The sequence below is a fragment of the Streptomyces sp. NPDC052020 genome (assembly GCF_040680575.1).
Classification (GTDB): domain Bacteria; phylum Actinomycetota; class Actinomycetes; order Streptomycetales; family Streptomycetaceae; genus Streptomyces.
The window spans coordinates 161,050-172,983 of sequence record NZ_JBFAWY010000002.1 but is presented as its reverse complement, the minus strand read 5'-3'; the positions used below and the strand labels follow the sequence as shown (position 1 = coordinate 172,983).

Here is an 11,934-nt window from a genome sequence, read left to right as displayed (position 1 = left end):
CCGAGGGCGGACGCGCATCCCGTGCGCCTCAGTAGCGCTGGTTGAGATACCCCAGCAACTCGTCGTGCAGCAGGCCGTTCGACGCCGCCGCGTTGCCGCCGTGCGGGCCGGGGCGGCCGTCGAGGCCGGTGAAGGTGCCGCCCGCCTCCGTCACGATGATCGCATTTGCGGCCATGTCCCACAGGGACAGCTCCGGCTCGGCGCAGAAGTCGACCGAACCCTCGGCGACCATCATGTACGGCCAGAAATCGCCGTACGCGCGCGTGCGCCACACCGCGCGGGTCAGGTCCAGGAAGCCGTCCAGCCGGCCCTGTTCCTCCCAGCCGCTGAGCGAGGAGTACGCGAAGGAGGCGTCGGCGAGCCGGGAGACGCGGGAGACCTGAAGCCGGGAGGCCGAGGTGAGGCTGCGGCCGGAGAAGGCGCCGTGACCCTTCGCGGCCCACCAGCGGCGGCCGAGGGCGGGCGCGGAGACGACGCCCACGACGGGCTGGTAACCGCCCTCGCCGGCCTCCATCAGCGCGATCAGCGTGGCCCAGACGGGGACGCCGCGCACATAGTTCTTGGTGCCGTCGATGGGGTCGACCACCCAGCGGCGGGGGCCGGTGCCCTCGACGCCGTACTCCTCGCCCAGGATCGCGTCGCGGGGGCGGGCGCGCTGGAGCTGGCCGCGGATGAGTTCTTCGGCCGCCTTGTCCGCCTCGCTCACCGGTGTCATGTCCGGCTTGGTCTCGACCTTCAGGTCCAGAGCCTTGAAGCGGTCCATGGTCGCCGCGTCGGCCGCGTCGGCGAGGACGTGGGCGAGGCGGAGGTCGTCGAGGTAGTCGGGCATGCACCGAACGGTATCCGCCACGGCCGGTACGGGGCCAGCGGGGGCCGGACGGCCCCGTTAGGCCGGTCCCGCGTGATGCGCGGCGTCCGTGTCGCACCCGTCACCGGGGTGTCCGCGTCGTCCGCGTCACCGGTGGTGTCCGCTCCTCCCCGTCGTCCGCGTCGTCCGCGCCGGTCATGGTCCGGGGCTCGGGGGCCTACCGCTCCGGGTCCTGCCGCTCCGGGCCCTCCGTGACCTTCGCCTCCCCGGTGCCCTCGGCCTTCTCCGGGTCGGTCGCGGCCCGGCTGGCCAGCCGTTCGTATCGCTGCCGGGCGGCCTGCGGAGTGCCCAGGCCCAGCCCGAAAGCGATCTCGTGCCATGTCATGCCACGCCCCCGGGCCATCCGGAGCAGCCCGGTCTCCAGTTCGTCGAGCTCGCCGCGGACCAGCGGGACGAGGGTCAGCGCGGCCGTGATGTCGGCCTGGTCCACCTCCGGTTCGCCCTCCTCCCGCTGGGCGGCGCCGCTCAGCAGGAACGACACGAGGCGGACGGCCTCGTGCGGCGCGAGGACCGAAGGGTGGGTCTGCCTCCGGCGCTGCTCATCGGTGGCCGCGTGGCGCTCGGCGATGCGGAACAGGGAGGCGTACACCCGCTGGGCCCGCGCCTGTTCGGGCTGAGGGGGTGTGAAGGGATCGGTGTGCTCGGGAGGCGTCGGCATGGGATCAGGGTGCGTGACGCACGACCTGGCGTCAACCCACTGTTGTAAACGGATTGTTCAATGGCCGGACTCCTGGGGAGCCGCCCCGCACCTCTCCGCGAACCCTTGACAGTGCACCGGGGCGCGTCAAACCTGGGCCGAGAGCCCCTCGCCCCGAGGGAGGCGATGATGTCCGCAGCCCGCAAGGCCCTGCTCGACGCCGCCTACGCGGCACTGGCACGCCGGCCGTGGTCCGCCGTGCGGATGGTGGACGTCGCCGCGTCCGCCGGGTTCTCCCGGCAGACGCTGTACAACGAGTTCGGCGGCAAGGACGGGCTCGCCCGGGCGCTCGTCCGCAGGGAGGCCGACGGCTACCTCGCCGGCGTCGACCGCGCGCTCGCCGGCCCCAGCGACCCCCGCGACCGGCTCACCGCGACCGCCGAGTGGACGGCCTCGGCGGCCCGTGAGAACGCGCTGGTGCGGGCCATGCTCACCGGCTGCTGGAACGAGCGGCTGCCCGTGCCCGCGCCGAGAGCGGTGCCGTCCGCGTCCGTCTTACCGGCACAGCGCCGGGCGGAGGGTGGACTGCCCTCGCCCGGCGACTTCGTGGCCCTCGTGCGGGACCGTGCCGTGGCCGCCCTGTCCCAGCCGGGCGCGGCGCGGCCGGACACCGCCGACCTGGGCCGCGCCTGCGAACTCGCCGTCCGGCTCGCCGTCTCCTGCATCGCGGCACCGCCCGCCGAAGGCGGCGTGGCCGGCCTCGTACGGGACGCCCTCGCGCGGCAGCTGGCGCCGTGAGGCGGCCAGTCCCGGATCGCTAGTGTTGCTGCCGCGGCACTAGTGCGCCGAGCCCGACAGCTGAAGGCCGATCACGCCGATGATCACCAGGCTGATCGAGACGATCTTGAGGGTGGAGACCAGATCACCCAGGAACACCATCCCGTAGATGGCGGTGCCCGCCGCGCCGATGCCGGTCCACACCGCGTAGGCCGGGCCGACGTCGAGCTTCTTCAGGGAGAGCGTCAGCAGGCCGAAGCTGCCCAGGGCGAAGGCCGCGAAGGCGATCGTGGGCCACAGCCGGGTGAAGCCGTGCGACAGCTTCAGGCACACGGCGAAGCCCGTCTCCAGCAACCCGGCCACTACGACCAGCAGCCACGCCATGTGTCGTCCTCCTGTGTCCCCGTGTCGGCATTGCGACGTTCTGTGACCACTTCGTCAGACTCTGGTCGGGCCCCGGATCCGGCTCGGTGCGATTATGCACTTACCTGCCCCTGGGGAGGGCAAACAACGCGAACCTCAGTCGCCTTCCGCGCGCTCCCGCGTGGCCAGCAGCCGGCGCAGCGAGTACAGCCGCGCCGGATCGGCGTGGCCATCGGCCACCCACTGGTCCAGGGCGCAGTCCGGCTCGTCGTGGCTGCACGCGCGCGGGCAGCCCGCCGTGCCCGGCTCCAGATCGGGGAAGGCGTGGATCACACGGGACGGATCGACGTGGGCGAGCCCGAAGGACCGTACGCCCGGGGTGTCGACCACCCAGCCGTCCGCGTCCGCCAGCGGCAGCGCCAGCGCCGACGTCGTCGTGTGGCGGCCACGGCCCGTCACCGCGTTCACATGCCCCGTGATACGCCGTCGCTCCTCCGGCACCAGCGCGTTGACCAGGGTGGTCTTGCCGACGCCCGAGTGGCCGACGAAGGCCGTGACCTTGCCCGCCAGATGCTCGCGCACCCGGTCCGCCGCGCCGCCGTTCTCCAGCTCCTCGCGGCTGGTGACGACGTACGGGATGTCCAGCGCCCCGTACAGCTCCAGCAGCTGCTCCGGCGGGGCCAGGTCGGACTTGGTCATGACCAGCAGCGGCGTGAGGCCGCCGTCGTACGCCGCTACCAGGCAGCGGTCGATCAGACGCGGACGCGGCTCGGGGTCGGCGAGGGCGGTGACGATGGCGAGCTGGTCGGCGTTGGCGACGACCACGCGCTCGTAGGGGTCGTCGTCGTCCGCCGTGCGGCGCAGGACGGAGCTCCGCTCCTCGATGCGGACGATGCGGGCCAGGGTGTCCTTGCGGCCGGACAGGTCGCCGACCAGGGCGACCCGGTCGCCCACGACGGCCGCCTTGCGGCCCAGTTCGCGGGCCTTCATCGCCAGCACGGTCCGGTCGTCCACGAGGCAGGTCAGCCGGCCCCGGTCGACGGTGAGGACCAGGCCCTCGGCGGCGTCCTCGTGCTTGGGCCGGATGCTGGTGCGCGGCCGGGTGTTCCGCCGCCCCGGGCGGGTGCGGATGTCGTCCTCGTCGGTGTGCTTGCCGTAGCGGCGCATGGCCTCGCCCCCTACGCCCTGTCGCTCCCGAGCATTCCGGTCCACAGTTCGGGGAAGTCCGGCAGGGTCTTCGCCGTCGTGGCCACGTTCTCGATCCGCACGCCCTCGACCGCCAGGCCGATGATCGCGCCGGCGGTGGCCATGCGGTGGTCCTCGTAGGTGTGGAAGACGCCGCCGTGCAGCGCGCGCGGGCGGATGTGCAGACCGTCGGCGGTCTCCGTCACATCGCCGCCGAGCTCGTTGATCTCCTTGGTGAGCGCGGCCAGGCGGTCCGTCTCGTGCAGGCGCAGGTGCGCCACGCCGCGCAGGGTCGAGGGGGAGTCCGCGAGGGCGGCGACGGCCGCGATGCCCGGGGTGAGCTCGCCGACCTCGCTCAGGTCCACGTCGATGCCGTGGATCGAGCCGGACCCGGTGAAGACCAGGCCGTGGTCGGTCAGCCGGCAGGAGCCGCCCATCTCGGTGAAGATCTCGCGCAGCCGGTCACCGGGCTGGGTGGTCCGGGCCGGCCAGTCCGGGATCACGACCCGGCCGCCGGTCACCAGCGCCGCCGCGAGGAACGGCTGGGCGTTGGACAGATCCGGCTCGATCGTCAGGTCCCGGCCGAGCAGGGCGCCGGGCGTCACCCGCCAGACGCCGGGCTCGCCTCCCGACTCGGGGGTGTCCACCTGGGCGCCGACCGCGCGCAGCATGTCGACCGTCATCCGGATGTGCGGCATGGAGGGCAGGGTGGCCCCGGTGTGGCGGACCTCGACGCCCTGGTTGAAGCGCGGTCCGGACAGCAGCAGCGCGGAGACGAACTGCGACGACGACGACGCGTCGACCGCGACCGGGCCGCCGTCCAGGGCACCGCTGCCGTGCACGGTCAGCGGCAGCGCGCCGCGCCCGTCGTCGTCGATCCGGGCGCCGAGGGCGCGCAGGGCGTCGATGACGCCGTGCAGGGGGCGCTCGTACGCACGGGGGTCGCCGTCGAAGCGGACCGGGCCGTCGGCGAGCGCGGCGACCGGCGGCAGGAAGCGCATCACCGTGCCGGCGTTGCCGACGTCGACCGTGGCCGGGCCGTGCAGGCCCGCCGGGATCACGCGCCAGGCCTCGCCGGTGCCGTCCGGGCCCACGCCCTCCTCGATGCCGACGCCCATCGCGCGCAGGGCGCCGGCCATCAGCAGGGTGTCGCGGGAGCGCAGCGGGCGGCGCAGCCAGCCCGGCTCGGAGGCGAGCGCGGCCAGCACCAGGGCGCGGTTCGTGACCGACTTGGACCCCGGTACGTGGACCGTCGCGTCGACGGCTCCGCTCGCGTGCGGGGCGGGCCAGAGGGCGGTGTCTGCGGGGTTCACGGTCATGGGCCCCACTTTAGTGGCTGGTGCCGACCGGAGATCTTGATCAAATGCGGCGAAACCAGAACGAAACAACCGCATGGTCATGGCCGTGCCTTGACGCGGGGACGGAACGCCCCGCCTGGCCCGGAGAGCGGACGGCCTCGCTCGGAGAGCGGACCGCCCCGCCCGGAGAGGCGACCGCCCCGCCTGGCCCGGAGAGCGGACCGCCCCGCGGTCACAGCTCCAGCAGCCAGCGTCCCCCGCCGAGCAGCGAGCACAGCGACACCGCGTGGAAGAGGAACAGCCACAGCCCCGCCGGGGCGTGCGTGAGCCGCGCGAGCTGGTCCGCGTCCGAGTCGCCGGCCTGCCCGCGGGACCGCTTGGCCTGGAGCTCGAAGGCCGGGCGCACCCCGCCCAGCAGCAGGAACCACACCACCGCGTAGGCGAACGCCGCCTGCACCCGCGGCCCCGTCAGCCAGGAGACCAGGAGGAAGAGGGCGCCGGTGAGGACCACGGTGAGCACGCCGTAGGCGTTGCGGATCATCACCAGCATGGCGGCGAGCAGGGCCGTCGCCAGCCACAGCAGCAGGGTAATCCGCCCGGTGGCGAGCAGGGCGGCGCCGCCCAGGCCGAGCAGCGGGGGAGCGGTGTAGCCGGCGGCGGCGGTGAGGATCATGCCGAGCCCGTACGGCCTGCCGCGGCTGACGGTCAGGCCGCTGGTGTCGGAGTGCAGGCGGATCCCGGTCAGCGTGCGGCCGGTGAGCAGGGCCACCAGCCCGTGCCCGCCCTCGTGCGCGATGGTGACGGCGTTGCGCGCCACCCGCCACGCGCGGCGCGGTGCCACGACGGCGAACGCGGCGACGAGCGTCGCGATCACCACCCACGTCCCGGGACTTGGCTGGGTACCCGACAACTCGTCCCAGAACGAGGCGAGTGACGCCGATGCGGTGCTGTCCATAAGTGGTGGGGGCCCCTCCCGGTCGTGCGGAGTCTGGCAGTGTTGCCCGCATGTGCGGACGGTATGCGGCGAGTCGCGGCCCCGAGGATCTCGCGGAAATCTTCGGCATAGAGAAGTGGGAGCCGGCGGAGACCCTGGTGGAGCCCGACTACAACGTCGCTCCGACCAAGGAGGTCTTCGCCGTCCTGGACCGCCCCTTGAAGGACGCGCCCGACCCGCGGCCGGTTCGCCAGCTGCGCAGGCTGAAGTGGGGACTCGTCCCCTCCTGGGCCAAGACGCCCGAGGGCGCCGCCCGCATGATCAACGCGCGCGCCGAGACCGTCCACGAGAAGCCGTCGTTCCGCCGCGCCTTCGCCGCCCGGCGCTGCGTCCTGCCCGCCGACGGCTATTACGAGTGGGTCACCGGCAAGCAGGAGCGGGAGCTGGAGGTCGAGGGGAAGCGGAAGCGGCCCCGCAAGCAGCCCTACTTCGTCACACCGGCCGACGGGTCGGTGTTCGCCATGGCGGGACTGTACGAGTTCTGGCGGGACCGGACGCTGCCGGACGACCACCCGGGCGCCTGGTGGGTGACCTGCTCGGTGATCACCACCGAGGCGGAGACCACGCCGCTGGCCGCCGCACCGCCCGAGGGCCCCGCCTCGCTCGCCGACATCCACCCCCGGATGCCGCTGATGCTCACCCCCGACCGCTGGGACGCCTGGCTGGACCCGGCCCGCACGGACCCCGGCGAGCTGCGGTCGCTGCTGGCACCCCCGCCCCCCGGCCTGCTGCGGGCCCACCCCGTCTCCACGGCCGTCAGCAACGTCCGCAACAACGGGCCGGAGCTGCTGAAGGAGCTGGCGGCGCCGGAGGAGGGCACACTGTTCTGACGTGACCCCCGAGACACCTGAGACCACCGCGACCGGCGTGACCACCCAGACCGTCGACACGGACGCCGGGACCGCCCGCGTCACCTGGCACCGGGCCGCCGGGGCCCGGCTCGTCCTCGCCGTCGGCCATGGCGCCGGGGGCGGCATCGAGGCCCGCGACCTCCAGGCGCTGGCGGCCGTGCTGCCCGGCCACGGCGTCACCGTCGCCCTCGTCGAGCAGCCCTGGCGGGTGGCCGGGAAGAAGGTGGCGCCCGCGCCGAAGACGCTGGACACCGGCTGGCGCGGCCTGTGGCCCGCGCTCACCGCGCCCGGCCTGCCGGTGGTCTCCGGCGGACGCAGCGCCGGGGCCCGCGTCGCCTGCCGCACCGCCGCCGGGCTCGGCGCCCACGGGGTCCTCGCCCTCGCCTTCCCGCTCCACCCCCCCGGCCGGCCCGAGAAGTCCCGCGCGGACGAACTGCTCGGCGCCGGCGTGCCCGCCCTCGTCGTCCAGGGCGGCAACGACCCGTTCGGCAAGCCCGAGGAGTTCCCCGCCGGGCCGTACGAACTGACCGGGGTGGCGCACGCCGACCACGGCTTCGCCGTGCCGAAACGGGCGGCGGTCACCCAGCGGGAGGCGCTGGAGGCCGTCACCGCGGCCGTCGTCACGTGGACCGCGTCACTCGGGTGACGGCGCGGGAATGACCGGCCACCGGCGGCTGTTGTGGCCGACGTGCGTGCCGGGGTGCCGGCACCGACGTCGTAGGAGAGGAAGTCCGCCGCATGGGTTCCACCTTCTGCCCGCCCGTCTCCCACGCCGTGGACGGGCTGCGCCCGGCAGAGTCCGATACCGGCCGCGGCAGCCGCGCCGGCCTGGACTGGACGGTGCTGACCGCGGCGAGGACCGCCCCCGCCCGGGTGGCGGGCGGACCGGATTGGCAAGCACCGTCGACCACGGGTCGTCTATCCTCCGAATCGAGCGGGGCCGGACTCGGTCTCGCGACAGCTTTGGAGGAGGTGGGTCCGGTCACTGGGACCGACGCAGGGACCGACAACGGCCAGGCGGAGCAGCCCGAGGGCCAGGGCACGGGCGCGGAGACGACCGCCGAGCGCAGTGCGCGCTTCGAGCGGGACGCCCTCGAATTCCTCGACCAGATGTACTCGGCCGCGCTGCGCATGACGCGCAACCCGGCCGACGCCGAGGACCTGGTGCAGGAGACGTATGCCAAGGCGTACGCGTCCTTCCACCAGTTCCGCGAGGGCACCAATCTCAAGGCGTGGCTGTACCGGATCCTCACCAACACCTTCATCAACTCCTACCGCAAGAAGCAGCGCGAACCCCAGCGCAGCGCGGCCGAGGAGATCGAGGACTGGCAGCTCGCCCGCGCCGAGTCGCACATGTCGACGGGCCTGCGCTCCGCGGAGTCGCAGGCGCTCGACCACCTGCCCGACTCGGACGTGAAGCAGGCGCTCCAGGCGATCCCCGAGGAATTCCGCATCGCCGTCTATCTCGCGGATGTCGAGGGCTTTGCCTACAAGGAGATCGCGGACATCATGGGGACACCCATCGGGACGGTGATGTCCCGGCTGCACCGGGGGCGGCGTCAGCTGCGCGGCATGCTCGAGGACTACGCCCGCGAGCGCGGGCTCGTCCCGGCCGGCGCCGGAGAGTCGAACGAAGCGAAAGGCTCGGGGTCATGAGCTGCGGAGAGCCGCACGAGACGGAGTGCAGCGAGATCCTCGATCATCTCTACGAGTTCCTCGACCGTGAGATGCCGGATGTCGAGTGCTCGAAGTTCGAGCACCACTTCGAGGAGTGCTCGCCCTGCCTGGAGAAGTACGGGCTGGAGCAGGCCGTGAAGAAGCTGGTCAAGCGGTGCTGCGGCCATGACGACGTGCCGGGCGACCTGCGCGCCAAGGTCATGGGGCGGATCGAGCTGATCCGTTCCGGCCAGGCGGTCCCCGAGCACGACGTGACGGCGGCTCCGCCGGCCTCCTCGCCGCCCGCTCCACAGGATTCCTAACCCCTCGCCGGGGGCCGCCACCCGCGTCCCCCACGGCGGTTCTTCACCCGAACGAGGTAATGCGGGTCGTCGGCCCGCGTCCCTCTCCCCGGTCGTCCTAGTCTCCCAGACCTGACGGACACGGCCGGGGAGGAGTTCATGGAGGCGATACCGGCACGGGCCCACGCCTACGTCTGCGGTGTCGCCCTCGCCGTCCTGGCCTGCCTGCTCGTTCCGCGTCCGCTGCACATGGGCCACGCCCCGTGGTGGGCGGTGATCCTGCTCGCCGCGCTGTGCGCCGGCTGCGAGTACGCCGCCCGGTTCCGTTTCGCCGGGCCCTGCTACCCGGTGCTGCTCGCCGCGGCCTTCCTGCTGCCGCCGGCCGCCGCCGCCCTCGTGTCGCTGCCCGGGGCACTGCTGTCCCCGGTCGAGCAGGCGCCCGCCGCCCCGCGCCGCCTCTGGCGGGCCGCCCGGCAGGCGCTCGCCGTGTGGGCGGCCGCCCGGGCGCACGGGGCGCTGGGCGGACGGGACGCGGTCGCGGAACCCGACTTCCCCTACGCGCTCGCCCCGGCCGGGGCCGCGGTGCTCGCCTTCTGCCTGGTGCTGACGCTGCTGGACGGCGGGATCCTCGTGGCGGCCGACCGGGTCCCGGCGCGCAGGGCGTGGCGCGGACTGTTCTGGCGGTCCCTGCCGCCGGTCGCCGTGCACGGGCTCGCCGGGCTGATGATGGCGGTGCTGTGGCGCAGCCCGTACGGGCCCGTCGCCGCGCTGCTGGTGCTGCTGCCGATGGGCGTGTCGTGGTGGGCGTTCGCCCAGTACCACCGGGAGCGGGCCGCGCACCAGGCCACCATCCGCGCGCTCGTGCAGGCCGTCGACATCAAGGACGGCTACACGCGCGGGCACAGCGAGCGGGTCGGGCAGGCGTCCATGATGATCGCCCGCGAGCTGGGCCTGGACGACGAGCGGGTCGAGATGCTGCGCTTCGCGGGCATCCTGCACGACGTGGGCAAACTCGGGGTGCCGACCCGGTTGCTCACGAAGGACGGACCCCTCACCCCCGAAGAGCGGCGGGTGATCGAACTGCACCCCGAGTACGGCCACGAGATGGTGCGCGGCATCGGCTTCCTGGGGGAGGCGCGGGCCGCCGTACTCCACCACCACGAGCGGCTGGACGGCAGCGGCTACCCCTACGGGCTGGCCGGCTGCCAGATCCCGGAGAGCGCCCGGGTGGTGGCGGTCGCCGACGCGTTCGACGCGATGACGTCCACCCGCTCCTACCGCAGGGCCCGGCCGGTCGCGGCCGCGCTGGCGGAGCTGGAGCGGTGCGCCGGGTCCCAGTTCGACCCGCGGATGGTCGCCGCGCTGGCGCGGGCACTGGAGCGGTGCGGGTGGCACCCGGTGGTGACCGCGGAGGAGACCCGCACCGCGGACGAGACGCCCGCCCCGTCCGTCCCGGGCCGGCCGGGGGCCCGCCCGTGAGAGCGCCGGTTCTCCGCGCTCGGCCGGGGCGCCCGGGTGTGCCCGCCCGGCCGGACGGGGACCGGCCGGTGAGTCCGCCGTACCGGCTGACCTCCCTGTCCCGGGCCGGAGTACGCCGATGACCGTGCCGCGCCGGCCCTCCGCGCTCTGCCCGGCCGCCCGGGTCTGCGCCGGCGTGCTCGCGCTCCTCTGTCTCTCCGTCACCGTGCGCACCGGCCTGGCGGAACGGTCCGTGGCGCTGGCCTTCGGCGGGCTTATCGCCCTCGGCGAGCTCACCCGGCGGCCCGCGGCCGAGGTCAGGGAGACCGCGCCGCTGGGCGCCGCCGGGGCGCTGTCCTACGCGCTGCTCGGGGACGACGCCGGGCAGCCCACGCACCACGGCGTCGCCCAGACCGTCACCGTGGTGCTCGCCGCCACGCTGCTGGGCAGCGTGCCGCACGTCGCCCGCGGGGAGGGGACCACCCGCGACCACTTGGCGCGGCGGGTGCTCACCGTCGCCTTCGCCGCCGCCTGCTCCCAGCCGCTGTTCAACGAGGGGGCCCTGGCCGGCCGGGGCGGCCCCGCCTACGCCCTGCTGCTGCTCGCGCTGCTCGCCCTGACCACGCTGTGCGACAGCCTGCTCACCGCGGCGTCCGCGCACGCGCGCACCGGGTGGCCCTTCGGCAGGCTGCTGCGCGAGGAGGTGCGCGCCATGGCCGGTATCACCTCCGCGGTGTGCGCGACCGGCGCCGTGATGGCGCTGGCGGTCGCCGTGGTGGGGCTGTGGGCGCTGCCGGTGTTCTCCGTGCCCCTGCTGCTGGCCCAGCTGTCCCACCGGCGCTACGCCGCCGTGCGGGCCACCTACCGGCAGACCATCGCCTCCCTGGCCCGGGCCACCGAGATCGCCGGATACACCCCGGCCGGCCATGCCCGGCGCGTCGCCGCGCTCGCCGTGGCCGTCGGCCGGGACCTGCGACTGTCCGGGCCCGAGCTGACGGTGCTGGAGTACGCGGCCCTCATGCACGACATCGGCCAGCTCAGCCTGGTCGACCCGGTCCCGGCCGGGGCCACCGCCTGTCTGCCCGCGGCGGAGCAGCGGCGGATCGCGCTGCTCGGCGGCGCCGTGGTCCGCCGGACCGGCGCCGGCTGCGAGGTCGCCCTGGTGGTCGAGCGGCAGGCCGACCCCTGCGCGGAGCAGCCGCTGGCCGCCCGGATCGTACGGGCCGTCAACGCCTACGAGGAGAAGGCGCGCGATGCCGGCCCGGGCGGCGCCTGGACGGCCCTGGGGGAGCTGCGGCCGGCCCCCGCGGGCGACTACGCTCCCGAGGTCCTCGACGCCCTGGCCCGGGTGCTGTCCCGGCAGGAGCCCGCCGGACGCTGCGGCCAGGACCGGCGACGGCGGGCACGCGGGGCTGTCTGACCCGCCCCGGGACTGGGTAACCCATGGGTAATGAGCGCCCTCGCATCCGTACGTGGTTGGATGCGAAGAAGAGGGTGTACGGGGGCGCAGCAGGGCACAGCCGGGCCCACTCCACGGAACTGGCA

The 11,934-nt window shown here is 74.3% G+C and carries 13 protein-coding genes; 7 read left to right on the top strand and 6 right to left on the bottom strand.

Annotated elements, in window-relative coordinates; genetic code table 11:
• Positions 1–28: 28 nt before the first annotated feature.
• Entirely contained in the window at positions 29–829 is an 801-nt protein-coding gene (gene hisN, locus AB0L74_RS02690) for a histidinol-phosphatase (protein ID WP_365644820.1), read from the bottom strand.
• A 196-nt stretch (positions 830–1,025) separates the two neighbouring features.
• Positions 1,026–1,526 carry a DNA-binding protein gene (locus AB0L74_RS02685; protein ID WP_365644818.1) on the bottom strand — a complete coding sequence of 167 codons (501 nt, stop codon included), beginning with the start codon at positions 1,524–1,526 and terminating at the stop codon, positions 1,026–1,028.
• Positions 1,527–1,691: 165 nt separating this feature from the next.
• On the opposite strand from AB0L74_RS02685, the gene AB0L74_RS02680 reads away from it, so the two are divergent.
• The gene (locus tag AB0L74_RS02680) at positions 1,692–2,303 is read left to right on the top strand and encodes a TetR family transcriptional regulator (protein WP_365644816.1); all 612 of its coding nucleotides are present in this window, start codon (positions 1,692–1,694) and stop codon (positions 2,301–2,303) included.
• A gap of 39 nt (positions 2,304–2,342) precedes the next feature.
• Here the strand turns inward: AB0L74_RS02680 and AB0L74_RS02675 are convergent, their stop codons facing one another.
• From AB0L74_RS02675 to AB0L74_RS02660, 4 genes are all read right to left on the bottom strand, one after another.
• A complete protein-coding gene (locus AB0L74_RS02675; protein ID WP_365644814.1) occupies positions 2,343–2,666 on the bottom strand; it encodes a multidrug efflux SMR transporter in 324 nt (107 codons plus the stop codon).
• 135 nt (positions 2,667–2,801) lie between these two features.
• Positions 2,802–3,812: a ribosome small subunit-dependent GTPase A gene (gene rsgA / locus AB0L74_RS02670; protein WP_365644812.1), complete on the bottom strand. Its 1,011-nt coding sequence runs from the start codon at positions 3,810–3,812 to the stop codon at positions 2,802–2,804.
• Positions 3,813–3,823: 11 nt separating this feature from the next.
• On the bottom strand, positions 3,824–5,149 hold the full coding sequence (aroA, locus tag AB0L74_RS02665) for a 3-phosphoshikimate 1-carboxyvinyltransferase (protein ID WP_365644810.1): 1,326 nt from the start codon (positions 5,147–5,149) through the stop codon (positions 3,824–3,826).
• Between the two features lie 211 nt (positions 5,150–5,360).
• The gene (locus tag AB0L74_RS02660; RefSeq protein WP_365644808.1) at positions 5,361–6,083 is read right to left on the bottom strand and encodes a M50 family metallopeptidase; all 723 of its coding nucleotides are present in this window, start codon (positions 6,081–6,083) and stop codon (positions 5,361–5,363) included.
• A gap of 50 nt (positions 6,084–6,133) precedes the next feature.
• Between AB0L74_RS02660 and AB0L74_RS02655 the strand changes: the two genes are divergently transcribed.
• The 6 genes from AB0L74_RS02655 (at position 6,134) to AB0L74_RS02630 (ending at position 11,809) form a co-directional block, all read left to right on the top strand.
• Positions 6,134–6,952: an SOS response-associated peptidase gene (locus tag AB0L74_RS02655; RefSeq protein WP_365644806.1), complete on the top strand. Its 819-nt coding sequence runs from the start codon at positions 6,134–6,136 to the stop codon at positions 6,950–6,952.
• Between the two features lies 1 nt (position 6,953).
• Entirely contained in the window at positions 6,954–7,619 is a 666-nt protein-coding gene (locus AB0L74_RS02650; RefSeq protein WP_365644804.1) for an alpha/beta family hydrolase, read from the top strand.
• Positions 7,620–7,945: 326 nt separating this feature from the next.
• Positions 7,946–8,629, top strand: a complete 684-nt coding sequence (gene sigR / locus AB0L74_RS02645) for an RNA polymerase sigma factor SigR (protein ID WP_365645079.1) — start codon at positions 7,946–7,948, stop codon at positions 8,627–8,629.
• The gene (gene rsrA / locus AB0L74_RS02640; RefSeq protein ID WP_365644802.1) at positions 8,626–8,952 is read left to right on the top strand and encodes a mycothiol system anti-sigma-R factor; all 327 of its coding nucleotides are present in this window, start codon (positions 8,626–8,628) and stop codon (positions 8,950–8,952) included. The genes sigR and rsrA overlap by 4 nt, the downstream gene beginning before the upstream one ends.
• 138 nt (positions 8,953–9,090) lie before the next feature.
• Positions 9,091–10,410 carry an HD-GYP domain-containing protein gene (locus tag AB0L74_RS02635; RefSeq protein WP_365644800.1) on the top strand — a complete coding sequence of 440 codons (1,320 nt, stop codon included), beginning with the start codon at positions 9,091–9,093 and terminating at the stop codon, positions 10,408–10,410.
• Between the two features lie 118 nt (positions 10,411–10,528).
• Positions 10,529–11,809 carry a metal-dependent phosphohydrolase gene (locus tag AB0L74_RS02630; RefSeq protein ID WP_365644798.1) on the top strand — a complete coding sequence of 427 codons (1,281 nt, stop codon included), beginning with the start codon at positions 10,529–10,531 and terminating at the stop codon, positions 11,807–11,809.
• Positions 11,810–11,934 lie beyond the last annotated feature (125 nt).